Annotated in this window: 30 protein-coding genes and 1 tRNA gene; 26 read left to right on the top strand and 5 right to left on the bottom strand. The window is 29.1% G+C overall.

Annotated features, from left to right (window positions below):
* Nucleotides 1-2 precede the first annotated feature (2 nt).
* From CQA75_RS05775 to CQA75_RS05750, 6 genes are read left to right on the top strand one after another with little or no spacing between them, the layout of a single operon-like run.
* Nucleotides 3-701 carry an NYN domain-containing protein gene (locus CQA75_RS05775; RefSeq protein ID WP_137624085.1) on the top strand — a complete coding sequence of 233 codons (699 nt, stop codon included), beginning with the start codon at nucleotides 3-5 and terminating at the stop codon, nucleotides 699-701.
* A complete protein-coding gene (locus CQA75_RS05770) occupies nucleotides 685-2,043 on the top strand; it encodes an NAD(P)H-hydrate dehydratase (protein ID WP_137624084.1) in 1,359 nt (452 codons plus the stop codon). The genes CQA75_RS05775 and CQA75_RS05770 overlap by 17 nt, the downstream gene beginning before the upstream one ends.
* Nucleotides 2,034-2,612: a phosphoribosylglycinamide formyltransferase gene (purN, locus tag CQA75_RS05765; protein WP_137624083.1), complete on the top strand. Its 579-nt coding sequence runs from the start codon at nucleotides 2,034-2,036 to the stop codon at nucleotides 2,610-2,612. The genes CQA75_RS05770 and purN overlap by 10 nt, the downstream gene beginning before the upstream one ends.
* Before the next feature lie 9 nt (nucleotides 2,613-2,621).
* On the top strand, nucleotides 2,622-3,341 hold the full coding sequence (locus CQA75_RS05760) for a TerC family protein (protein WP_137624082.1): 720 nt from the start codon (nucleotides 2,622-2,624) through the stop codon (nucleotides 3,339-3,341).
* Nucleotides 3,334-3,543 carry an alkylphosphonate utilization protein gene (locus CQA75_RS05755; protein ID WP_137624081.1) on the top strand — a complete coding sequence of 70 codons (210 nt, stop codon included), beginning with the start codon at nucleotides 3,334-3,336 and terminating at the stop codon, nucleotides 3,541-3,543. Before CQA75_RS05760 ends, CQA75_RS05755 begins: the two co-directional genes overlap by 8 nt.
* Nucleotides 3,544-3,551: 8 nt before the next feature.
* Nucleotides 3,552-4,736, top strand: a complete 1,185-nt coding sequence (locus CQA75_RS05750) for a metallophosphoesterase family protein (protein WP_137624080.1) — start codon at nucleotides 3,552-3,554, stop codon at nucleotides 4,734-4,736.
* 2 nt (nucleotides 4,737-4,738) lie between these two features.
* On the opposite strand, the gene CQA75_RS05745 is transcribed toward CQA75_RS05750, so the two are convergent.
* A complete protein-coding gene (locus tag CQA75_RS05745; RefSeq protein WP_137624079.1) occupies nucleotides 4,739-6,106 on the bottom strand; it encodes a hemolysin family protein in 1,368 nt (455 codons plus the stop codon).
* Between the two features lie 68 nt (nucleotides 6,107-6,174).
* Nucleotides 6,175-7,665 (bottom strand): putative transporter, encoded by a 1,491-nt coding sequence (locus CQA75_RS05740; RefSeq protein ID WP_137624078.1) that lies wholly within the window; start codon nucleotides 7,663-7,665, stop codon nucleotides 6,175-6,177.
* A gap of 90 nt (nucleotides 7,666-7,755) precedes the next feature.
* Here CQA75_RS05740 and CQA75_RS05735 point away from each other — a divergent pair, with 90 nt between their 5' ends.
* Nucleotides 7,756-8,961, top strand: coding sequence for a saccharopine dehydrogenase family protein (locus tag CQA75_RS05735; RefSeq protein WP_137624077.1), 1,206 nt, complete (start codon nucleotides 7,756-7,758; stop codon nucleotides 8,959-8,961).
* Nucleotides 8,962-9,109: 148 nt separating this feature from the next.
* Here the strand turns inward: CQA75_RS05735 and sodB are convergent, their stop codons facing one another.
* Nucleotides 9,110-9,748 (bottom strand): superoxide dismutase [Fe], encoded by a 639-nt coding sequence (sodB, locus tag CQA75_RS05730; protein ID WP_137624076.1) that lies wholly within the window; start codon nucleotides 9,746-9,748, stop codon nucleotides 9,110-9,112.
* Between the two features lie 121 nt (nucleotides 9,749-9,869).
* Nucleotides 9,870-9,944 (bottom strand) — tRNA-Glu (locus CQA75_RS05725).
* Between the two features lie 131 nt (nucleotides 9,945-10,075).
* On the opposite strand from CQA75_RS05725, the gene CQA75_RS05720 reads away from it, so the two are divergent.
* Nucleotides 10,076-10,642, top strand: coding sequence for a manganese efflux pump MntP (locus CQA75_RS05720; RefSeq protein WP_137624075.1), 567 nt, complete (start codon nucleotides 10,076-10,078; stop codon nucleotides 10,640-10,642).
* Here the strand turns inward: CQA75_RS05720 and miaA are convergent.
* A complete protein-coding gene (miaA, locus tag CQA75_RS05715; protein ID WP_137624074.1) occupies nucleotides 10,632-11,495 on the bottom strand; it encodes a tRNA (adenosine(37)-N6)-dimethylallyltransferase MiaA in 864 nt (287 codons plus the stop codon). The two genes, CQA75_RS05720 and miaA, sit on opposite strands and share 11 nt — an antisense overlap.
* A gap of 69 nt (nucleotides 11,496-11,564) precedes the next feature.
* Between miaA and mqnP the strand changes: the two genes are divergently transcribed.
* The 18 genes from mqnP (at nucleotide 11,565) to trxA (ending at nucleotide 23,965) form a co-directional block, all read left to right on the top strand.
* Nucleotides 11,565-12,449, top strand: coding sequence for a menaquinone biosynthesis prenyltransferase MqnP (mqnP, locus tag CQA75_RS05710; protein WP_137624073.1), 885 nt, complete (start codon nucleotides 11,565-11,567; stop codon nucleotides 12,447-12,449).
* A complete protein-coding gene (locus tag CQA75_RS05705; protein ID WP_137624072.1) occupies nucleotides 12,440-12,943 on the top strand; it encodes a hypothetical protein in 504 nt (167 codons plus the stop codon). The genes mqnP and CQA75_RS05705 overlap by 10 nt, the downstream gene beginning before the upstream one ends.
* Nucleotides 12,936-13,454, top strand: coding sequence for a DUF6115 domain-containing protein (locus CQA75_RS05700; RefSeq protein ID WP_137624071.1), 519 nt, complete (start codon nucleotides 12,936-12,938; stop codon nucleotides 13,452-13,454). The genes CQA75_RS05705 and CQA75_RS05700 overlap by 8 nt, the downstream gene beginning before the upstream one ends.
* Before the next feature lie 14 nt (nucleotides 13,455-13,468).
* Nucleotides 13,469-14,431, top strand: coding sequence for a GTP 3',8-cyclase MoaA (moaA, locus tag CQA75_RS05695; protein ID WP_137624070.1), 963 nt, complete (start codon nucleotides 13,469-13,471; stop codon nucleotides 14,429-14,431).
* A 2-nt stretch (nucleotides 14,432-14,433) separates the two neighbouring features.
* Nucleotides 14,434-15,177 (top strand): 7-carboxy-7-deazaguanine synthase QueE, encoded by a 744-nt coding sequence (locus CQA75_RS05690; protein WP_137624069.1) that lies wholly within the window; start codon nucleotides 14,434-14,436, stop codon nucleotides 15,175-15,177.
* A complete protein-coding gene (locus CQA75_RS05685) occupies nucleotides 15,174-15,755 on the top strand; it encodes a 6-pyruvoyl trahydropterin synthase family protein (protein WP_137624068.1) in 582 nt (193 codons plus the stop codon). Before CQA75_RS05690 ends, CQA75_RS05685 begins: the two co-directional genes overlap by 4 nt.
* On the top strand, nucleotides 15,755-16,180 hold the full coding sequence (locus CQA75_RS05680) for a cytochrome c family protein (protein ID WP_137624067.1): 426 nt from the start codon (nucleotides 15,755-15,757) through the stop codon (nucleotides 16,178-16,180). Before CQA75_RS05685 ends, CQA75_RS05680 begins: the two co-directional genes overlap by 1 nt.
* A 2-nt stretch (nucleotides 16,181-16,182) precedes the next feature.
* Entirely contained in the window at nucleotides 16,183-16,590 is a 408-nt protein-coding gene (locus CQA75_RS05675) for a hypothetical protein (protein WP_137624066.1), read from the top strand.
* Nucleotide 16,591: 1 nt separating this feature from the next.
* Nucleotides 16,592-17,248, top strand: a complete 657-nt coding sequence (locus tag CQA75_RS05670) for a 16S rRNA (uracil(1498)-N(3))-methyltransferase (RefSeq protein ID WP_137624065.1) — start codon at nucleotides 16,592-16,594, stop codon at nucleotides 17,246-17,248.
* A 78-nt stretch (nucleotides 17,249-17,326) separates the two neighbouring features.
* A complete protein-coding gene (gene rpmE / locus CQA75_RS05665; RefSeq protein ID WP_137624064.1) occupies nucleotides 17,327-17,527 on the top strand; it encodes a 50S ribosomal protein L31 in 201 nt (66 codons plus the stop codon).
* A 2-nt stretch (nucleotides 17,528-17,529) separates the two neighbouring features.
* Nucleotides 17,530-18,354, top strand: coding sequence for a 16S rRNA (cytidine(1402)-2'-O)-methyltransferase (rsmI, locus tag CQA75_RS05660; protein ID WP_137624063.1), 825 nt, complete (start codon nucleotides 17,530-17,532; stop codon nucleotides 18,352-18,354).
* Between the two features lie 14 nt (nucleotides 18,355-18,368).
* The gene (rlmB, locus tag CQA75_RS05655) at nucleotides 18,369-19,052 is read left to right on the top strand and encodes a 23S rRNA (guanosine(2251)-2'-O)-methyltransferase RlmB (protein WP_137624062.1); all 684 of its coding nucleotides are present in this window, start codon (nucleotides 18,369-18,371) and stop codon (nucleotides 19,050-19,052) included.
* Nucleotides 19,045-19,995, top strand: coding sequence for a hypothetical protein (locus tag CQA75_RS05650; protein ID WP_137624061.1), 951 nt, complete (start codon nucleotides 19,045-19,047; stop codon nucleotides 19,993-19,995). Before rlmB ends, CQA75_RS05650 begins: the two co-directional genes overlap by 8 nt.
* A complete protein-coding gene (locus CQA75_RS05645; RefSeq protein ID WP_137624060.1) occupies nucleotides 19,989-20,795 on the top strand; it encodes a hypothetical protein in 807 nt (268 codons plus the stop codon). The genes CQA75_RS05650 and CQA75_RS05645 overlap by 7 nt, the downstream gene beginning before the upstream one ends.
* A 9-nt stretch (nucleotides 20,796-20,804) precedes the next feature.
* Nucleotides 20,805-22,007, top strand: a complete 1,203-nt coding sequence (locus tag CQA75_RS05640; protein WP_137624059.1) for an LL-diaminopimelate aminotransferase — start codon at nucleotides 20,805-20,807, stop codon at nucleotides 22,005-22,007.
* A gap of 3 nt (nucleotides 22,008-22,010) precedes the next feature.
* On the top strand, nucleotides 22,011-23,258 hold the full coding sequence (locus tag CQA75_RS05635; protein WP_137624058.1) for a homoserine dehydrogenase: 1,248 nt from the start codon (nucleotides 22,011-22,013) through the stop codon (nucleotides 23,256-23,258).
* Nucleotides 23,259-23,597 (top strand): YraN family protein, encoded by a 339-nt coding sequence (locus CQA75_RS05630; protein WP_137624057.1) that lies wholly within the window; start codon nucleotides 23,259-23,261, stop codon nucleotides 23,595-23,597.
* A 53-nt stretch (nucleotides 23,598-23,650) separates the two neighbouring features.
* Nucleotides 23,651-23,965 (top strand): thioredoxin, encoded by a 315-nt coding sequence (gene trxA, locus CQA75_RS05625; protein WP_137624056.1) that lies wholly within the window; start codon nucleotides 23,651-23,653, stop codon nucleotides 23,963-23,965.
* Nucleotides 23,966-24,066: the final 101 nt, after the last annotated feature.

Below are 24,066 nucleotides of genomic sequence, written 5' to 3'. Positions count from 1 at the left end.
TGATGGAAAATAAAAGCATAGCTATTTTTATCGATGCTGAAAATATTCCCGCAAAATACGCTAAAAGTATTTTTGATATTGCTTCAGATTATGGAGAAATTATTATCAAGCGAATTTATGGGGATTGGACTCAAAAAAATATCCAAAATTGGAAAGAGCAAATCGCGCAATACTCACTCATTGCTATGCAGCAATTTAATTTTGCAGCTAATAAAAATTCTAGCGATATGTATTTGATTACAGAAATTATAAGTGTATTTTATGAGAAAAATATCGATATTTTTGTCATTGTTTCAAGTGATAGTGATTATACTTCGCTTATACAAAAACTTAGAGAAAATAAAAAACAAGTCATTGGTATGGGGCTTGAAAAATCGATACAATCTTATGTCAATGCTTTTAGTGAATTTTTTTATCTAGATCAAGATGAAAGAAAGAAAAAAACTGTTTTAAGCAATGATTATTTAAAAACCTTGATCAATATCACAGAGCAACTTATCGATGAAAAGGGTCGTGCAGAATATGCTCAAATTCGCACAAATATGAATAGAAAGTATTCTGATTTTAATCCGCAAAATTATGGATTTAAAAATTTTCGTGCTTTGATACAAAAATTTTTATCTAAAATGAAAAAATTTAAAGAAAAAAGAGAAAAAAATATTTATTTTTTAGTGGCTAAAGACGATGAAAGCTATTACTGATAATATCCAATTTTTAGAGAAAAATGCCATAAATAAAGGCTTGAGTGAAATTATTTTAATGGAAAATGCTGGCACAGCCCTAGCAAGACTTATTTCGCAAAAAGCTAAAAAATTAGGAGTTAAAAATTCTGAAATTTTATTTTTATTAGGTGGTGGTAATAACGCAGCGGATGGACTTGTCGCTATAAGACATCTTAAAAAAGCTAAAGCTTATAAATTAGGTTTTAAAGAAAATGATATTTTTAAACAGCAAGAGCAAATTTTAATTAATTTTGGTTTTAAAATGATGAAAAAAGATCCTAAAATTCATAAATTTAAAATCATTGTTGATTGTATTTTAGGCACAGGATCTAATAGGGCTTTGGATGAAAAGTATTGTGCATTGTTAGAAAAAATCAATAAAAGCAAAGCTTTAAAAATAGCTTGTGATATACCTACAAATTTAGGCTTTAATCCTTGTTTTAAAGCCGATATCACAGCTTGTATGGGTGCTTTAAAAGAAATTTTGCTTGAAGATTTTGCTAAGGAATTTGTAGGAAAAATAAAGCTTTTAAATTTAGGTATAAAAATGAAAAAATTTGCCCCTAAACCACAAAGTAAGCTTTTAGAAAAGAAAGATTTAAAAACGATCAAAAGAAATGCAAATTCCAATAAAGGCAAATTTGGCCATGTTTATATAGTTGGAAATTCAAGTGCGGGAACTTTAGCAGGACTTGGAGCGTTTAATTTTGGAAGTGGGCTTGTATCTTTGGTTGCTAAAAAAACTTTTTCTCCGCTTTTAATGTTAAAGCAAAAAATTTCTAATGAAGCCACAGCTATAGCTTTAGGTATGGGGCTTGAAAATTTGGATTTTTTAAAAGATGAGACTTTGCAAAATATTCCTTTAGTTTTGGATGCAAATTGTTTTTTAAGTGAAGCGATTTTGTGGTATTTAAACAGAGAAGATGTTGTGATTACTCCGCATCCAAAGGAATTTGCAAGACTTTGGAAAATGTGTTTTGATGAAGAATTAAGCGTGGAGAATTTGCAGAAAAATCGCTTCTTTTATGCGAAAAAATTTGCCAAAAATTATAATTGTGTTTTGGTTCTTAAAGGAGCAAATCCTATTGTGATACAAAAAGAGAAAATATTTGTGATTAATCTAGGCAATGAAGCTTTGGCAAAAGGTGGAAGTGGAGATGTTTTAAGCGGAATGATAGCCGCACTTTTGGGAGCTAAATTTAAAGCTTTAAAAGCAGCCAAAAATGCTTGTTTGGCACATGCTTTGGTTGCTAAAAAATATAAATTTAATAAAAATAGCTTTGATGCTATAAAACTTGTAAAAGGATTAAAATGCTTGTAAAATTAGCAATTCTTTTTAGTGGGAATGGGAGTAATTTAGAAAATATTTTAGAAAAGCTCCACCAAAAAACTATAAGAGGCAATACTTATGAAGTGGTACTTTGTCTTTGTAATAAAAAAAATGCTTTTGGCATACAAAGGGCTAAAAAATATGGACTTGAAAGTGTGATTGTGGAGCATGAAAATTTTTCTTCTAGGGAAGAATTTGATCAAGTTTTAGTAGAAAAAATTCAGCAAAGTGGCGCGGATTTAACCATATTGGCTGGATTTATGAGAATTTTAAGTCCGGTTTTTACAAAAAATATTAAAGCGATCAATCTTCATCCTTCTTTACTTCCACTTTTTAAAGGAGCTCATGCGATAGAAGAGAGTTTTAAAAGCGATATGAAGGTGGCTGGAGTGAGTGTGCATTGGGTCAATGAAGAACTCGATGGCGGGAAAATCATTGCTCAAAAAGCTTTTGAAAAAGAAGAAATGAATTTTGATGAATTTGAAGAAAAGATTCACAATCTAGAATATGAGATTTTACCTAATAGCGTGGTAAAAATATTTGAAAAGCAATGTAATTAAGGAAAAATAATGTTTGAATGGGTTTTTAGCTTTGATTCTTGGATCGTTTTGATCACTTTAACTGCACTTGAAATTGTGCTTGGGATTGATAATATTATTTTTTTAGCTATTTTAGTGGCTAAGTTACCTCCAAAATCTCGAGATAAAGGGCGTATTTTAGGTCTTGCTTTTGCGATGATCACACGAATTTTACTTCTTTTATCACTTTTTTGGGTTATGAAGCTCACAAAGCCTTTGTTTGATATCTTGGGTAATGAAATTTCAGGTAGGGATTTGGTGCTTTTGCTTGGAGGACTTTTTTTGATTATCAAATCCATGAAAGAAATTAAGGATCAAATTTTACACAAAGAAGAAAATGAAAGTCAATTTAAGGCGAGTAATAAACTTTGGGTAGTTGTAGCTGAAATAGCGATCATAGATATAGTCTTTTCTTTAGATAGCGTGATTACTGCTGTGGGAATTGCTAAAGACGTTACAATTATGATTATAGCAGTAATTCTTGCCGTAGCAGTGATGCTTTTTGCTTCTAAGCCGATTGCTAGTTTTGTTGAAAAATATGCTTGTATAAAAATTTTAGCACTGACTTTTTTAGTGTTAATCGGTGGCGTTTTGGTGGCTGAAGGTTTTGATTTGCATATAGATAAAGCTTATGTTTATGTAGCTATGGTTTTTGCTTTAATCGTTCAAATGTTAAATATTTTAGATCAAAGAAAGGAAAAAGATGCCTAAAGATGTTAATGGAGTCGAGTTAAATTCAGGAGATAATGTAAGCGTGATCAAGGATCTTAAAGTAAAAGGAGCTAGTGCTACTTTAAAAAGAGGGACAACCATAAAAAATATTAAATTAAGTTCAAAAGATAATGAAATTGAAGCTAGAGTGGATAAATTTGGCACTATTGTTCTTAAAACAGAATTTTTAAAGAAAATTTAGGTAAAAAGTTGCGAATTTTACTCATATTGCGAGGAAATTATTACGCAGGACAAGAAGAATTTATTGCTCAAAATCAATTACAAGATTATACGCTTGATTTAAATTTTTTTCGTTTGCTTTCTGGAAGTGTGAAAGAAGTTGCAAGTGAATATAGAAATTTAAACACTAAAAACGATACTCAGCTTTATAAAATTTTATTTACCCTTTTAGAATTGCGTATGCAAAAGGGTGAATTTTGCATTATTAATGCTTATGATCAAGTTTTGAAAAATTATAAAGAATTAGCGAATAAATATCGCTATACAGTTTATATTGTAGAATTTAAAAGCTCTTTAGAGCAATGTTTTACAAAAAATATACAAAAAGCCAAAGAAAAAGGTTTTTTAATCCCTTACGCCCTTTTAGAAAGAATGCATTTTTTACTGGAAAAAACTCCTAAAAAATATCCGATTTTAACTCCTCAAAATTGGAGAGAATGTCTTTATAAAATCCCTGATTTAAGTGCTTATAAAAAGATTCACCATATAGGAGATATACAAGGGTGCTATAGTGTTTTAAGAGAATATATTAAAAAAATCAAAGAAGATGAGTATTATATTTTTTTAGGAGATTATATCAATAGAGGTATAGAAAATGGTAAAGTTTTGAAATTTTTATTAAAAATTTGCGAAAAAGAAAATGTGTGCTTGTTGGAAGGAAATCATGAAAAATATCTTATAAATTGGGCAAATGGAGAATTTGCTAATTCTAAGGAATTTAATGAAAATACATTAAAAGATTTTAAAAAAGAAAAACTCACCCCAAATGACGCGCAAAAATTTTATCCTTATTTAAAAGAGTGTTTGTATTATAAATTTGAAGATAAATTGATTTTTTGTTCTCATGGAGGTGTAAATGTCTTGCCTTCTGAACCTTGGCAGATTAGCTTTATGCCAAGTTATGATTTTATTTATGGGGTTGGGCATTGTGAAAATAGCCAAAGCATTGCTAATCAGTTTTGCAATTTAAACAAAGAAAATATTTATCAAATTTTTGGGCATAGAAATAGAGAAAAGCTACCAACTCAAATTGCAAAGCGTGTTTTTTTATGTGAAGGGAAAATCGATGCTGGGGGTTATTTACGCGTAGTGACTTTAAATAAAGAAGGTTTTAAGTGTATAGAAATAAAAAATAATATTTATAGAAAGAAGTAAGATTAGCTTACTTCTTCTTCATTGCCGGTTTTTTTTACAACCTTAACTCGCTCTATGGAATTTCCATCCATTTTTTTAACTTCATAATAACAAAGCTCATCTTCTATGCGATCGCCAACCACTGGCAAACGACCCAATAGATTAAAAACATAGCCTCCTATAGTAACTTGTTCAAGATCTTCATTATAGCTGATTAAAAGCATTTCTTCGACGGTTTCTATATCGCAACGTCCTTGAAATTCATAAATATTATCAGCAAGTTTTTTATAACTATCTTCTTCATTTTCATTTTTAATCTCGCCGATAATTTCTTCCATGATATCTTCCATGGTTAAAATTCCAGCAGTACCGCCATACTCATCAATAACAAGTGCAGTATGAGATCTTTCTTTATTCATTCTTACTAAAACTTTTGAAATGCTGATATTTTCAGGAACTAAAATAAGAGGTTTAACAAAAGAATCTAAATTTTTACTTTTAGAATTGAGTTCATTTTGGACGATATCGCGTATATGAATCATACCCAAAATGCTATCTTTAGAACCGTCTATATAAGGAAAACGTGTGTGTTTGTGCTCACAAATAATTTGCATATTTTCCTCATAAGTTTTTTGTTTATTTAAGCAAATCATATCCTTACGCGGTGTCATAACCTCTTTTGCAACTGTATCTGAAAAATCAACTGCATTGCGGATAATTTCAGTTTCAAATTCATCTAAAACTCCGCCTTTTTGACTTTCACTTGCAATGATTTTAATCTCTTCTTCGCTGTGGGTTAATTCACTTTCTTTAGCGGGTTTGATTCCAAAAATTTTTAAATTTATTGCTGCTAGAAAATCAAAAATTTTAATAAAAGGCAAAAAGAGTATCCAAAACCAATTTAAAGGTCTAGCTATCCAAAGTACAGCTTTATCAGCTATAGCTATAGCTATTGATTTTGGCACAAGTTCTCCTAAAACCACATGTAAAAGAGTGATAATACTAAAGGCGATAATAAAAGAAATAGTATGAATAAGAACAGCATTAAAACCTAATTTTAATAAAGCAGATTCAAGCATTTTTGCAACGGCTGGTTCACCGATCCAACCTAAAGCAAGAGAGCTTAAAGTTATACCTAATTGACAAGCACTCAAGTAAGTATCAAGTCTAGAAGTAACTTCCAATGCCTTTTTAGCACCTGATTTTTTTTCTTTAACCATTTCTTCGATTTTTGTTCGTCTTACTTTAACAATACTAAATTCAGATAAAACGAAAAATCCATTTAAAAGCACCAAAAGCAGTGCAACAAAAACCATAAATATAGAATATCCTATATCAAAAGATGATGAAGGTAAAGTTTGATTTAGATCAAAAACCTGACTGGGGTCCAATGAAACTCCTTATAATTAAAATAAAATACTTAATTATACAATTAAAAGTAAATTTTTTGCTTAATTTTTTATTTTAAAGATTTTTTATAATCTATATTGATTTCAAATTCTTTTAAACGCTTATAAATACTTCTAAGTTGGGTAATAGTTGTCCAATTTGTAATAAAAACGCTAAAAGAACTTCTGACTTGATCAAATGCATTATTGATTTGCATTACAATTCCAAGCGTAATAATACCTCCAAAAAGACTTGGAGCCATGATTAAAAACGGAATAATAACAATAATTTGCTCAAATAAAATAAGCCAAATATTAAAATAACCATAATGCAAGAAAAGTCTTTTGTAGCTAAATTTAAGTCCAGTAAAAAGTTCTATTATGGTTTCATTTTTCGCAAATTTTTCTCGGTTATCTTCGGCATAGACTAATTCTTTCCTAAAGGCCGCTTCTACTTTTTGATTGTTATATTCAAGTCCTGGAAGTTTAATCCCTACAAACCAAGAAGCTATCAAACCACCCAAAGAAATAAAAAGGGCAACATAAACAAGTAATCCATCTGTATTTTTTAAAAAATAAAAGCTTGAATTTTCATCCAAATTTAAAAACAATGCCTTAGTAGCTAAATCACTTAAATTCCACAAAATAGGAATAAAAGCTATAAGAGTCATTAAAGCTTTTACAAACGAAAGTCCAAGACTTTCTACAATTTTAGAAAAATTATAAACATCTTCTTGAATTCTTTGAGAACTTCCTTCGATATTGTCATTTTTATTTTTCCAAAATTTTAAATAAGAAAAAGTCATGGCTTCTCGCCATTTAAAAGCATAAACGCTTGCAAAATAAATATTAATTGTTGCAATGAGAACATAAGGGATGGCAATGCCTAAAAAAACAAAAATGAGTGAATAAAAATCTTGCAAATCATAAAAAGGTTTTTCAAGTATCGCGGGTGTTTGAAGAAAATATTTTAATAAATTTTGATAATAATAAATTGCAAATTTATTAATAAAATTAGCATTTTCAAAAGAATTTTTAGCTTGTTCTTTCGCCTTTATAATGCTTTGCACTACTGAATTAATTTGATCTAGAGATAAATTTTTATCTTTAATTTTTTGAGAAATTTGCGTTAAGTTTTGTTCTTTATAATCTTTTTGTTCTTCTAAAATTTGGATAATTTGCCTAAAAATATCTTTGTCAATATAGGATGAATTTTGCGTGGTTTCTATATTTAGTCTTTGTTTGTTTTCATTTTGGATTTCTTGAATTTTTTTAGCTTTGGCTTTTTCATACACAAAACTTTGATTATAGTCTTTAGAGTCAATGTTAAGTTCTCTAAGTAAAGAAGGCGTGATTTTAAAATCTTGCTTGAATTTTGCTTCGTCAAAATTTAAAACAATGGCATTAATTTTTGGTTTTTGGATGGTGTTATAAAAGTCATTATACCAAGAATTAAGTGCCACATTAAAACTTGTTTGCAAATATAAAAAAAGCAAAAGCAAAAAAAGCCCTAAATAAGCCCACAAAGCCCACTTTTTAGAAGCAAAAAAAGAATGAAACATCAATCTCCTTATTTATTTATATTTTGATATTCTACTTTAGCAAGGTAAAAAATGATATAATATAACTTTAGTTTATTAAAGGAATGAAGAATGAAAAATCTTTTAATCATAGGCGCAGGAGGAGTTAGCCGTGTGGCTACTGTAAAATGCGCAATGAATTCTGATACTTTTTCTAAAATCACTTTAGCCAGTAGAACTAAAAGCAAATGTGATGAAATTGCCGCTTTTGTTAAAGAGCGTTTGGGGGTGCAAATTCAAACCGCACAAATTGATGCTGATGATAGTGATGCGGTTGTAGAGCTTATCAAAAAAACAGGGGCGCAAATTTTGCTTAATGTTGCTTTACCTTATCAAGATTTAAGCTTAATGGATGCTTGTATAAAGGCAGGAATTCATTATATAGATACAGCAAATTATGAACACCCTGATTTGGCTAAATTCGAATACAAAGAACAATGGGCCAGAAATGAAAAATTCAAAGAAAATGGAATTTTAGGACTTTTAGGAAGTGGATTTGATCCAGGGGTGACTAATGTTTTTTGCGCTTATGCTCAACAAAATTTATTTGATGAAATTCATTATATTGATATTTTAGATTGCAATGCGGGTGATCATGGTTATGCTTTTGCAACTAATTTTAATCCAGAAATTAACTTACGCGAAGTTTCAGCTAAAGGGCGTTACTGGGAAAATGGGCAATGGATAGAAACAGAACCGATGCAAATAAAAATGGAATGGGATTATCCAGAAGTTGGAGTCAAGGATAGCTATTTGCTTTATCATGAAGAGCTTGAAAGTTTAGTTAAAAATATCAAAGGACTTAAAAGAATTCGATTCTTTATGACTTTTGGTCAAAGTTATCTTACCCACATGAAATGCCTTGAAAATGTTGGAATGCTTGGAATTAAACCTGTAATGCATCAAGGAAGAGAAATTATTCCGATTGAATTTTTAAAGACTTTATTGCCAGATCCTGCAAGTTTAGGTCCTAGAACTAAAGGTTATACTAATATAGGTTGTGTGATACGCGGGATTAAAGATGGCAAGGATAAGCAAATTTATATTTATAATGTTTGCAATCATGAAGAATGTTACAAAGAAACTGGCGCACAAGCAGTAAGTTACACTACAGGAGTTCCTGCGATGATAGGCACTAAGCTAATTGCTAAAGGAATTTGGCAAGGTCAAGGCGTGTTTAATATGGAGGAATTTGACGCTAAGCCTTTCATGGATGAACTTAATTCTAGCGGGCTTCCTTGGAAAATCATCGAAATGACGCCAAATTTAGGGGAGTAAGTAAAACACTTACTTTTGCCCTATGTAGATAAAATGTTGCACTACCTCAAGTTATAAAGCTTGATAAATTTAAATCTTAAAAAAACATAAAGCAATGATTTCTAGCGTAAATGAGAAGAATTAATATTCCGCATAAAGCGGAATAGAATCATTTTACTGGATGAAGTTCGTTAGCATAGAAGCTGATTGAATTTATACCTTCTTTTAAAGCCCACTCATAAGCTTTTGATACAAAATCCCAATTGATATGAGCATAGAATTTTTCCAAATAAGCAGGACGAGCATTACGATGATCTACATAATAAGCATGTTCCCAAACATCGACTACAAGTAAAGGAATTTTATCTTCAGTGATAGGAGTAGCAGCATTTGAAGTTGCGATTAATTCTAATTTTTGATTTTTGCTGTTATAAACAAGCCAAAACCATCCAGATCCAAAAAGACCTGTAGCTCCTTTAATAAATTCAGCTTTAAAATTCTCTAAAGAACCGAATTCTTTTTCTAAAGCTGCCTTTAAATCCCCTTTTATTTCACAGGCATTTGGAGTGATACAATCAAAATAAAAATCATGATTATAAACTTGAGCTGCATTGTTAAAAATTCCACCATTTGATGATTTGATAATGCTTGCAAGATCTTTATTTGCAAATTCCGTATCTTTAATAAGATTATTTAAATTAGTTACATAAGTATTATGATGTTTTCCATAATGATAATTAAATGTTTCAGCACTTAAAAAATCGCTAAAAGCATTGATATCATAAGGTAGTTTTCTTAATTCAAACATATTTTCTCCTTTTTTATTTTTGGTAAAATATTGTAACATAAAAAGTTATAAAAAAGTAATTTAAAATAAGCTTTATGAAAAATATTTTTTTAGATTTTTAATTTTTTGGTAGATTTATGAGTGGTGACCCATACGAGACTCGAACTCGTGTTACCGCCGTGAAAGGGCGATGTCCTAACCGCTAGACGAATGGGCCTTTTATACATTTTTGAAAATTAATAAAGCGAAATTATATATTTTTAATTCTTAAATATCCATTAAAATTATTTTATCTATGAAAAAATTAATATTTTTTGATTATAATTTCATTTTATTTTTGGAGTTTTTATGGATTATTTAAGTCTTATTTTTCTTTCTTGTGCTTTAGCAATGGATGCCTTTGCAGTTTCTTTGTGTAAGGGTTTTAGTGTTAAGAGATTAAATTTGAAACATTATTGTATTGTAGGTGCTTATTTTGGTGGTTTTCAAGCCTTAATGCCTGTTTTTGGATATATTATTGGCTTAAGTTTTGCGTCTTTTGTGGCAAGTATTGATCATTGGGTAGCATTTATTTTACTCGGTTTTATTGGGGTAAAAATGATCAAAGAAGCACTTGAAAATGAAGAATGTGATATTCATGCTAATCAGTTTGATTTTAAGATTATGTTTTCTTTGGCTATTGCGACTAGCATTGATGCTTTAGCGGTTGGAGTTAGTTTTGCATTTTTAGAAACTCCTTTGTTTATAGCAGTTTTATTTATTGGTTTTATTACTTTTGTATTTTGCGTTTTAGCTTTGAAAATAGGTAATAAATTTGGAGTTTTCTTAAAAAATAAAGCCGAATTTTTAGGAGGAGCTGTTTTGATTATTTTGGGTGTAAAAATTTTAATCGAGCATTTGTTTTTTAATGCGTGAATTTTTGTTTTAAAATTTCAAAAGCTTCATTAAAATTTAAAGCTATGCTTTGAAATTTTCTATTAAATGTTCTTTGTCGTTTGGCAAGTTGTGCAGTGTGCGTTGTGATTAAATTTTCAAGCTCATCAAAAGAAATTTTTCCATCTAAATATTCTTTACATTCTTTTAAACCTATGCAATTTAAAGCTTTAGTGTCGCGATGAAATTGAGAAAAAAGCTTTTTAGCTTCTTCTAAAAGACCTTCTTCAAGCATTTTTTTAGTTCTCATTTTTATGCGATCTCTTAGCAAATTACGCTCCCAAACGATTTCATAAATTTCTATATTTTTCAAAACTCCTTCTTTTTGCGTTTGCTTTAAAAAAATACTAGGAATTTCTTTTGTGATCTCATAAATACTCAACCATTTTTTCAAACGATAAGTGTCATTTTTTTCCACTTTAAAACTAGGATCGATTTTGCACATTAAAGAGTAAATTTCATCATTGCTTAGATCAGTTTTTATTTCTTCTATTTTTTGGCTTAAGCCATCCATCATGGTTTTTAAATAAAATCCAGTTCCGCCTGTTATAATTAAAGGTAAATTTCTTAATTTGGCAAATTCTTTAGCCTTTTGGTATTCTTTGATAAATAACTCCACATTAAAATGCTCATCAACACTGATTAAATCTATGCCAAAATAATGAAAATTTTCAAGTTCTTCTTTAGAAGGTTTAGCACTTGCGATATTGATTTCTTTATACACACAAAGACTATCAAGGCTTAAAATAACTGCATTAAAATTTTTGGCTAATAAATTAGCCAGATGAGTTTTTCCACTCGCAGTTGTTCCGATAATAGCTATTTCAAAAAACATAAAATGAATTTATCCTAAAATTTATTAAAATTTGAGTAAAATCATAGCAAAAATTTTTAAAGCGGAAAAATGAATTTATTTTGGACAAAATTTAAAGATATTTTAGAACTTATTGTATTTAAGCATTCTATTTTTGCCTTGCCTTTTTTGTTTTCATCGATGATTGTGGGCTCAAAGCTTGCAAATGGTACAGCTTGGTTTGGTTTTAAGGCTTTGATTTTGGGTATTATTTGTGCTGTGAGTGCTAGAAATTTTGCGATGGCAAGTAATCGTTTAATGGATGAAGATATAGATAAAGATAATCCACGTTGTGCTAATCGTCCCAATATAAGCGGAAAAATTGGTAAAAAAAGTATTTGGATATTTATTATTTTAAACGCTTTGATTTTTGTGCTTTGTTCTTATTTTATTAATCCTTTGGCTTTTTATCTTTCTTTTCCGGTACTTTTTGTTTTGGCAATTTATTCTGCTTTTAAGCGTTTTAGCTCTTTGGTACATTTGGTTTTAGGCTTTTGTTTGGGTTTAGCTCCTATAGCTGGAAGTGTTATCGTGATGGGTGAAATTCATATTTATAGTGTTGTTTTATGTTTAGGGGTTACTTTTTGGACTGCCGGATTTGATTTGCTTTATTCTTTGCAAGATATGGATTATGATAAAAAAACAGGACTTTTTTCAATCCCTGCTCAATTTGGTGCTAAAGCAACTTTACTAATTTCTGCCTTTTTTCATGTTTTAGCTGTATTATTTTGGTTGCTTTTTGTTTGGCAAGTTTGGGGTATAGCTTTGGGATATATTTCATTATTTGGTGTATGTATTTGTGGCGTGATTTTGCTTTTTGAACATAAAATTGTTCATAATAATTTTGATCGTATTGATAGAGCATTTTTTACTTTAAATGGCTATTTGAGTATGATATTTTTTATTTTTATTTTGGTTGATTTATTATGGAATTAAAATTATTTAAAGCTGGATTTGAAGCTGATTTGCAAAGTTGCAAGATAGAGGATAATCATTTTTTACAAGAATATCTTAAACTCGGAGCCATTTCACAGCTTTCAAAATGGAAAAAAATGGCCACTCGTATTGATTTTAGCGATGGAGAAAAGATAATTTTTGATTTAATTTTAAGTTTAAAAGAAGATATTTTAAGGGTAGAAAGCGCTATACATAAAGATGAAGAACTTATGCCTTTAAAACAAAAATCCATCGTAGAATCTTTAAATTTTGAACATCTTAATTTTTTAGAAAATATTTTAGAAATTGATCAAGAATACTACATAAGGTTTAGTCTTAATAATCAAAAAATGGCGCTTTTTGCAAAAGCTAAAAGTCAAACCTTAGCACAAATCATTAAGATTAAGCCAGAAGATAAAACGGCATTTGATGCCTTTGTTGTTGAGGTACAAAGAGATATGATTAGAAATAAAAAGGAGCTAGAACATGAGTAATGATGTGATTTATTTGGTTTTTGTATTTGTGCTTTTAGTTGCAATGTTAGCTTATATTAATATCAAAGAAAGAGAAAACAATACAAAACTTACAAAGCTTCAAGGAGTGATTGAGGATATAACTAAAGAAATGCATTATTTTCGCAAAGAACTTGGGATAAAAGAAGAAGATGAAAATGATGAAGAAGACTATAAAATCACACTTTTGAAAGAAGAAATGCAAATTGAACTTGAAAAACAAATCAGTGCTAAAATTACTCCTGTTTTAAGAACTCTTAAAACGATGGAGCATATCATAGAGGATTTTCAAAATGAACAGCAAAATCGTCTTTTAAATTTAGAGCAAAAAGCACAAAGTATGACTAAGCTTACTCCAAATTATGATACAGAAGAACAAAAAATTATTGATTTGTTTAAAGAAGGAAAAACCATAGAACAAATCGCCAAAGACTTAAGGATAGGAATTGGAAATGTTGAGCTTGTTTTAAAATTTAAACAGCTTATAAAATAACATTAGGGGTTTTAATGCTAATTGACCAATTTGGTAGAAAAATTGATTATCTTAGAATTTCGGTAACTCAGCGATGTAATTTTCGTTGTCTTTATTGTATGCCAAAAATTCCATTTAATCACCAACCTAAAGAAAATTTATTGAGTTTTGAAGAACTTTTTTTATTTGTAAAAGCAGCCATTGATGAAGGAATTGAAAAAATTCGCATTACTGGAGGTGAGCCTTTATTGCGTAAAGATTTAAGTATCTTTATTAAAATGATTCATGATTATAAAAAAGATCTTGATTTAGCGATCACAACGAATGGATTTTTATTAAAAGACTTTGCTAAAGATCTTAAAAATGCAGGCTTAAAACGTTTAAATGTTTCACTGGATACCTTAGATGAAAAAAAGGCAAAACAATTAGCACAAAAAGATGTTTTATCAAGTGTTTTAGCTGGAATTGAAGAAGCTTTAAATGTTGGATTAAAAGTTAAGTTAAATACCGTTGCACTTAAAAATTTAAATGATGATGAGCTTATAACTCTTTTAGAATTTGCTAAAGCTAAAAATATACAAATTCGTTTTATAGAATTTATGGAAAATACTCACGCTTATGGAAAATTGCAAGGTTTAAAAAGAGATGAGATTATCCAAATTTTAAGTCAAAAATATGATGTAAAACTCATTAAAAAGGCGGAAAAAGCTCCAGTGAGTCTTTATAGTGCTAATGGTTATGAATTTGGGATCATTGATCCCCATAGTAATGAATTTTGCGATTCTTGCAATCGCATCCGTCTTAGTGCTGAAGGGCACTTAATACCTTGTCTTTATTTTGATGAAGCTTTGAGTATTAAAGAGGCAATTAGAAAAGGTGACGTAAAAGCTGCTGTGGAAATTTTGCAAGAAGTATTGCGCAATAAGCCTGAAAAAAATAAATGGAGTGTTGTAGATAATGAAACTTCATTGCGTGCTTTTTACCAAACCGGAGGTTAAGTTTGCAAATCGTTGAGACTTTTTTAAGCGTCCAAGGAGAGGGTAAATATAGCGGAAAGTTAGCTATTTTTGTCCGTTTTGCAGGTTGTAATTTTAATTGCAGCGGTTTTGGGGTTGAAATCAAAAAAGATGGAAAAATTCTTAAAGGTTGCGATACCATAAGGGCTGTTTTTACTCAAGAATTCAAAGAAAAATATAAAAATCTAAGCGCGGATGAAATTTTTAATCAAACAATAAAACTTAAAGATAAATTTAATCCTATAGTTGTAATTACTGGCGGAGAGCCTTTGATCCATCATCAAAATTCTGAATTCATTACTTTGATCAAATCCTTATTAAAAGCGAATTTTGAAATTCACTTTGAAAGCAATGGTAGTATAGAGATTGATTTTTCAAAATATCCTTTTTATAAAGAATGTATTTTTGCCTTAAGTGTTAAATTGGAAAATAGCGGAGTAGATCGTCATAAGCGTTTGAATTTTAAAGCTCTTAAATCATTTAAAGATAATGCTAAAGATAGTTTTTATAAATTTGTATTGGATGCAAATACGCTAAATAATTCTTTGGAAGAAATTTTAGAAATTTTAAAAGAAGCTCCTAATGAAGTTTTTTGTATGCCTATGGGGGAAAATCAGATGAATTTAGACAAAAATGCAAAAAAAATTGCTGAATTTTGTATTAAGAATGGATATAATTATTCTGATAGAATTCATATTCGTTTATGGAATGATAAAGAGAGTGTATGATTATTAGAAAATTATTTGAATTTGAAAACGCCCATATTGTTAGATTTTGTTCTTCAAAACGTTGTAAAAGTAGCATACATGGACATTCTTACAAGGTTGAAGTTTTGCTTGAAAGTCGATATTTGGATAATGCAGGAATGGTTTATGATTTTGGGCTTTTAAAAACTTATATACGCCAGATTATTGATAGTTTTGATCATGCTATTACGCTTTTTAATCAAGATGATCAATCTTATTTGCAAGAAATGAAAAAATATTCTCAAAGATGGATTACTTTACCTGTTAATGTGAGTGCGGAAAATTTTTGTCGCGTGTTTTTTATACTCATTGATGCTTTGCTTAAGCAAACAAAGATGGTTAATGGAGAACAAGGTGTGAATTTGCAAAGTATTATAGTTCATGAAACAAGAACAGGTTACGCTCAAGCTTTTAAAGATGACGCTTATTCAGATATTTTGCCAAAAATTTCTCTTGATGATATTGAATTTTCACCAGCCATTAAAGCAGAATGGAATGATATAGATTTTTATGATAAATTAAAAAATTCGCATATTTTTACAAATCCTAAGGAGATCTAATGGGCAAAATTTTAACTATTTTTATAAGTTTTTTTATCGTTTTATTGATCAGTGCTTGCGGTGATAACGATGAGTTAAATTCTAAAAAACAAAATTCTACAGAAGATAAAGTTGAGTTAGAAAAAAGCGATGAATCAACCCAATTAAGTGATACAAATTTACCTTTGCCTGTGGATGATGAATCAGATAATTTTAATACATCTTATAATGCAAATTCTAGTGTTATAGGTTCTTTGTATAAACAAAAATGTGCTAGTTGCCATGGAGAAAAAGGAGAATTAAGGCCTAAAAAAAGCGTAGCTATTAGAAATTTAAGTTTTGAGAATTGGACTTTGAAAATTCAAAAATTAAAAGATGATTCTCATGCTTTTTTAACAAAAGAACAAAGCGATAATTTAGCAAAATATATCATTAAGGTAAAATAATCATGGAACAGAGTTATCATTTTTTTCTAGCCTTACATCTTTATAGTCTATATGCGAGTGGTTTTTTGATGTTTTTTTACTTGATTTTAACTCAAGGCAATTTTAAAACAGAATTCATTTTTATCCGTAGAATTAGATTATTTTTACCTATATATAATACTTTTTTAGCTTTTATGCTTTTTACAGGCCTTTTGCTTTTAGCTATGAAAAAATTTCAAATGAATTTACATTTTTGGCTAATGATTGCATCTTGGATTTTAATTTTGGCTTTGGCAATTTTTCATTTTGTGCAGTTTAAAAAAGCTCGTAAAATAAGGCGTTATATTGCCTTTAGATGGGTAAGTTTTTTGATTTTATTTTGTGAAATGTTATTGTTATTTTTACCTTTTGTTTTAAAGAAATATTTATAAAATGCAATTTTTATATCATCAAAAAGCTGGTGAGGAAATTTTAAAATTAAAGGGCGAAGAATTTTCTCATCTGAAAGCAAGAAGGGTTAAAGAAAATGAAATATTAACTCTAAGAAATTTGGAGGATGAATTTGTATATGTTTATAAAATTTCTAATCTAGAGCGTCATTCTTGCGAGTTGCATTTTTTAAATAAGGAAAATAAAACAACGCACAAAAAATCCACTTTAAATTTAGCTTTAGCTGTGATAGATATTAAAATTTTAGAAAAAACCCTTCCTTTTTTAAATGAACTTGGGGTTGAAACTTTACATCTTGTTTTCACTGATTTTTCGCAAAGAAATTTTAAAATAGATTTAAGTCGTTTTGAAAAAATCATCGTTTCATCTTGTGAGCAATGCGGAAGAGAAAGTAAAATGAAAATACAAATTTATAATCATATAAAAGATTTTTATGAAAGATTTCCAGAAGCGGTTTTGGTTGATTTTGAAGGGGAAGTGAAGGAATTTGATTTGAATAAAATTTATTTTGTAGGCCCTGAAGGAGGATTTAGTCAAAGTGAAAAACAAATTTTTAAAGAAAAAATTGGATTAAAAGCTCCAAATATTCTTAAAAGTCAAACCGCCATTATATCAATTGCCTCAAAAATACTTCTTTAAAATTTACTTAAATTAATCTATTTTTTATATTATATTTACTATAATCACCGTTTATTGTTTTATTTTTAAGGAAAAGTTATGAAAAAAGAAATTCACCCAGAATATGTAGAATGTAAAGTTAGTTGTGCTTGTGGCAATACTTTTGTAACTAAGTCTAATAAAAATGAATTAAGAGTGGATATTTGTTCAAGTTGTCATCCTTTTTTTACAGGAAGTGAAAAAATAGTTGATGCTGCGGGTCGTGTAGAGAAATTTAAGAAAAAATACGCAATGCAATAATTATGCTCTATTTTATTCCTACCCCGATAGGAAATTTAGGCGATATATCTTTTCGTGCTTTAGAGCTTTTAAAGACTTGTGAAATTTTTTTCTGTGAAGATACAAGAGTAAGCAAGTCTTTACTTTTATCACTTTCTCATAAATTTCAAATTGATTTTAAAACTAAAAAAATGATCGCTTTTCATACTCACAATGAAAGGGAAATTTTAAAAAATCTAAATCCAGAAATTTTCTCCAAAAATGTAGCTTTTTTAAGTGATGCAGGTATGCCAGGTATTAGTGATCCAGGATATACTTTGGTTGATTTTGCTTTAAAAAATGGTATTGAATTCGAAGTTTTGCCAGGTGCAAATGCAGCTTTAGTCGCCCTTGTAAGTTCAGCTTTAAGCGAAAAAGAATTTGTTTTTATGGGTTTTTTGTCCAATAAAGGCAAAGAGCGTATAAAAGATATCCAAAGGGCTTTAAATCATCCTTATGCGAGCATCGTTTATGAATCGCCTAAGCGAATTTTATCTTTAGTGGAGCAAATTTCACTTATAGATGAAAATCGTGAAATTTTTGTAATAAAAGAAATTTCTAAAAAATTTGAAACTAAATTTAAAGGCAAGGCTAAAGAAGTTTTTGATAAATTAAAACAAGCAAATTTAAATGGAGAATGGGTGCTTGTCATCTCAAAAAATCATCAAAATTTAAATCATAATTCTTTATTGGAAAGTGATATTTTAGAACTTGATATTCCTTTAAAAGTCAAAAGCAAACTTCTAGCAAAAATTAATGGAAAAAATCCAAAAGAAATTTATGCAAAACTGCTTTTAAGTCAAAATTAGATAGAATCAAATTCATGATAGTTTATGGAAAACAAATATTTTTTTACATTTTAGAGCATCATAAGGATTTGATTAAAGAACTTTATTTGGCTAAAGAATGTGATAAAGAAATTTTTAAAAAGATTGCAAATTTTGGATTTAAAATTAAAAAACTTGATTTTAAAACAGCTCAAGCTTATGCTAGAGGCGGAAATCATCAAGGTTTTTTGCTTGATATCGAAGAATATCAATTTAAAGAATTAAATTCCTTAAAAAAAAGCGATTTTATAGCCATACTCTGTGGTATTAGCGATGTTGGAAATATAGGATCTATAGCAAGAACTGCATATGCTTTAGGTGTTGGTGGAATTGTTTTTATCGGAGAAAGATTAAATATGGAAGGAGTGATACGCACAAGCAGCGGTGCGGCTTTAGATCTTGATATCGCTTTAAATGGTGATATTTTATCGGTTATAAATGAGTTAAAGCAGGTGGGATTTAAAATTTTTGCCAGTGCAAATGGGGGAAAAGAAATTCATGACTTTAAATTTGAAAAAAACAAAAAAGCTCTCATTTTAGGAAGCGAGGGTTTAGGATTGAGTCAAAAAATAATAAATAAATGCGATGAATGCGTGGGTATAGAGATGAAACATGATTTTGATAGTCTTAATGTCAGTGCAGCTTTTGCAATACTTTGTGATAGGATGATAAATGCTTAATTGGAAAAAAATTGAAGATTTGAATTTAAAAGAAGTTGTGGATAAAACACAAATTGAACTTGATTTTTTAAATGCCTTAATTAAAAAAGATTTTTCAACTTTACATCGTTTTAATGTAAAAGGTTTTATAAAAATTTTGAGTCGAGAATATGATCTTGATTTTACTGATTTTAATGAAGAGTATGAAGCTTATTTAAATGAAAATAATTTAAATACGATTAAAAACAATAATATAAAAATTGCAACCCCAAAGCTTGATGCTTATCATCAAAAATCAACCAATTTTGGTGTTTTGATTGTGCTTTGCATTGTGGCTATTATTCTAGCTTTAGGGATTTATTATTTTGATGCGATTAAAGTTTTTTTTAAAAATGAACAAAATAATTCTAGTCCAGCAGTTGTAGATATCATAGGACAAGCACAAAACAATTTAAAATCTTTAGAAAGTAATGTCGTTGTAATCGATAACAAGGCTAAAGAAAAATCAGATGAAAACACAAGTTCTGAAATTGTATCTAATGAACAAGATATTCAAGAGCAAGAACAAAATATAACTCAAAATATAACTCAAGAAACAGATGAAAATACAACGATAGAAAATAATACAACTGTCGAGGATGTCAAACCTGAAGAACAAAATACCCCGATAGAAAGTGTTAATAAAAATGCTTATTTTAAAATTTCTACTAAAACTTGGATTGGTGTTATTGAGTTACAAAAATATAAAAAAACAAGTTTTGTAAAAAGTCAAGATTTTACTCTTCCTTTGGATACTGATCAGTTGATTTTAACAGGTCCTTCTGCTTTAAGTGTTATTGATGAAAATAATAAAGAACATCAATTCCCAATAGGTAATCCTAAGCGTTTTTTGATTAAAGATGGTAAAATCAAAAGTATTTCTTTGAGTGAATTTATGAAGCTTAACAAAGGTAGAGAATGGTAAGAATAGTTTTTCTTTTTTTATTTTTTATACAGACAGCTTTTGCGGTTTCAAGTTTGGAATTGGCTCAAAATTTAGTCAATGATGCCAGTAAAAATTCTCAACTTAAGCTTTTGTTTGCAAATTCTTCTTATTTAGATAATAAGGGAAATTTGGATATTGCCAAAATTTCAAGAGTTTTAAAAATTAACTCTTTGCTTAATTTAAATTTATCCAATTCTCAAACTTTAAAATTAAATTTTAGAGCTAAAGCTGATTCGGTTGTTTTTTTTAAAATTTTATCCGATGCTTTGATTGAAGGTGGATATGTTTATTTTATTCCTACGGAATTAATTTTACATGAGGGAAATATCGATTATACAGTGCAAGTTGATTCTCAATATATATTAGATCCAGGAACTTTGTACAGATTATTGAAAAAAAATTCAGTTTATATAGATAATATCAAACAAATAGGACCTTATTTTTATCAATATGATTTAAATTTTGATAATGCAAAATTAGACACTAATGTTAATATCGCTTTAAATTCTTTAACTGTTTTGGAAAGACCTCTTAAGGATTATATTTTCACAACCAAAAATGCTTCTAAACTAATTATAGATGCAAATGATGCTGATTTTTGGTTCCCTAAAGTATTATTTTTGGATAAAAATCTTAATTTGATTAAAAGCATAAAAAATAATGAACAAAATAACCATTTTGAAGAATTCATTCCAAGTGGATCGGTTTATGTTATAGTGAGTGATATGTATAGTTTAGATAATATCCGCAGAGGTTTAAAAGTACTTTTGAAAAAATAAAGGAAAAAAATGTTTGATGAAATTCGTTTTAACACTATAGAAAGATTACCTAATTATGTTTTTGCTGAAGTTAATGCGATAAAAATGAATGCAAGGCGTTTAGGGAAAGATATCATTGATTTTTCTATGGGAAACCCAGATGGAAAAACTCCGCAGCATATTATTGATAAATTATGCGAAAGTGCCAACAAAGATAAAACCTCAGGATATTCTGCTTCGATTGGAATTTTTAAATTAAGATTAGCAATTTGTGATTGGTATAAAAGAAAATATAATGTTAGTCTTGATCCTGAAAGTGAAGTTGTTGCTACTATGGGTTCTAAAGAAGGATTTGTTAATCTTGCTAGAGCGGTGATTAATCCAGGTGATGTGGCTATAGTCCCAACTCCTGCTTATCCTATACACACTCAAGCTTTTATAATAGCTGGGGGCAATATGGTTAAAATGCCTTTAGCTTATAATGATCAATTTGAATTAGATGAGGATAAATTCTTTCAAATTTTAAACACAACCTTGCAAGAAAGCGTTCCAAGACCTAAATATTTAGTTGTTAATTTTCCACATAATCCTACAACAGTTACTTGTGAAAAAAGTTTTTATGAAAGATTAGTTCAAATTGCAAAAAAAGAAAGATTTTATATTATTTCAGATATCGCCTATGCTGATTTAACATACAATTCCTACAAAACTCCTTCAATTTTAGAAATTGATGGTGCTAAGGATGTAGCTGTGGAAACTTATACTCTTTCAAAATCTTACAATATGGCCGGTTGGAGAGTTGGATTTGTTGTAGGAAATAAGCGTTTAATCAGTGCTTTGAAAAAAATTAAGTCTTGGTTTGATTATGGGATGTACACTCCTATACAAGTAGCAGCAACGGTTGCATTAAATTCCGATCAAAGCTGTGTTGAAAATATCAGATTAAATTATGAAAAAAGAATGCAGGTTTTAATCGAATCTTTTTCTAATATAGGTTGGAATTTATTTAAACCTAATGCAAGTATGTTTGTTTGGGCTAAACTTCCACCTCAAAAAGCTCATTTAAAAAGTTTAGAATTTTCAAAGCAACTTTTACAAGAAGCCAATGTGGCTGTTAGTCCAGGGGTTGGCTTTGGAGAAGCGGGTGATGATTATGTGCGTATCGCTTTAATTGAAAATGAAAATCGCATACGACAAGCTGCGAGAAATATAAAAAAATATCTTAAAGAATAATTAATGAAAGTAGCGATTTTAGGTTATGGAACTGTAGGCAGTGCAGTTGTTAAAACTTTATTGGAAAATCAAAAAATCATTAAGGCAAGATGTGGGCAGGATATTATTCCTGTAATTGCTTTGGCAAAAACTCCAAAAAATAATGTTTTAATTCCAGTAACAACGGATTTTAATGAAATTTTAAACCGAGATGATATCGATGTTTTTGTTGAAGTCATGGGCGGAATTGATAAACCTTTTGAACTTATAAGCGAAATTTTAAAAAAAGGAAAAAGCGTTGTAACGGCTAATAAAGCTTTATTAGCTTATCATCGTTACGAGCTTGAAAATTTGGCTAAAAATTTAGCTTTTGGATATGAAGCTAGTGTGGCTGGCGGTATTCCGATTATTAAAGTTTTAAAAGAGGGCTTGAGCGCTAATAATATAATAGGCATAAAAGGTATTTTAAATGGAACTTGCAATTATATTTTAACTTGTATGCAGCAAGGAATGGATTTTAACAATGCCTTAAAAAAAGCCCAAGAGTTAGGTTATGCTGAATCAGATCCAAGTTTTGATATACAAGGTAAAGATGCAGCCCATAAACTTTTAATCTTGGCCAGTATTGCTTATCATCTTGATGCTAAACCTGAAGATATTTTAATCGAGGGTATTGAAAATATAGGATCTGAAGATATGTATTTTGCTAAAGAGTTTGATTTTACAATTAAGCTTTTAGGCATTGCTAAGTTAAAAAATTCTTGCGTGGAATTAAGAATTCATCCTACCATGATCAGCAAAGATAAAATCCTTTCAAAAGTAGATGGAGTGATGAATGCGGTTTCTATCGAAGGAGATTTGCTAGGAGAGAGCTTGTATTATGGAGCTGGTGCCGGAGGAATGGCAACTGCAAGTGCGGTTATTTCAGATCTTATTGATATTGCAAAAGAAAATCTTAAATCACCTATGTTAGGTTTTAGAAAAAATATCGAATTTAAACTTTTAAAACAAGAGGAAATTTATACAAAATATTATTTAAGAATTAAAGTTGAAGATAGAATAGGTGTATTGTCTGAAATTACACAGCTTATGTCTAAAAATTTAATTTCAATAGATAGTTTTTTACAAAAATCTAAAAAAAATGAAAATCATGCTACTTTATTCTTTACTACGCATTTTACCTATGAAAAAAGTATCAAAGCTTTGCTTGAAATATTGGAAAAACAAGACTTCATTAAAGATAAACCTTTTATGATGCGTATAGAAGAATAAATGGGATTAAAAGCTTATCTTGATGGCATCAAAGGAGAAGATAAGGCTTGTATTTTTTTAAAAAAGCATAATTTTACTATTTTAGAAAGAAATTTTCACTCCAAATTTGGCGAAATTGATATTATTGCTATAAAAGATGATATATTGCATTTTATAGAAGTTAAATTCACTCAAAATAATTATGATGTTTATGAACGTTTTGATTATAATAAATATCAAAAAATCATCAAAACTATTGAAGTTTATCTTTTAAAAAAAAGATTAAATCATGATTTTCAAGTTGATCTAATTTGCATTAAGGATAATATAATAGAATTTATTCAAAATATTAGTTTTTAAGCTGATATTTAAAAAAATAAATTAAAATTAGATAAAACTACGAAAGGAAAAAAATGGGAAAGTATATAGAATTAACTTCTGAAAATTTTTCACAAGTAAAAGAAGGTGTTGCTTTAGTTGACTTTTGGGCTCCTTGGTGTGGGCCTTGCAGAATGCTTGCTCCTGTGATTGATGAACTTGCAAATGATTTTGATGGAAAGGCAAAAATTTGCAAAATCAATACAGATGAGCAAGGTGATTTAGCAGCAGAATACGGAGTAAGATCAATTCCTACTTTGATATTTTTTAAAAATGGAGAGGTTGTAGATCAACTTGTAGGCGCACAGTCAAAACAAGCTATTACTGATAAACTTAATTCTCTACTTTAATCTTAAAAAGCTGGCATATGCTAGCTTTTTTCAAATTTCAAATTTATACTAAATAATAATTTTTATTATCTACTATTAAGAATAATTTTTATATTATTACT

Source organism: Campylobacter taeniopygiae (assembly GCF_005406225.1).
GTDB classification, from domain to species: domain Bacteria; phylum Campylobacterota; class Campylobacteria; order Campylobacterales; family Campylobacteraceae; genus Campylobacter_D; species Campylobacter_D taeniopygiae.
Note: the sequence above shows the minus strand (reverse complement) of the source record. Positions and strands in the feature narration are given on the sequence as shown.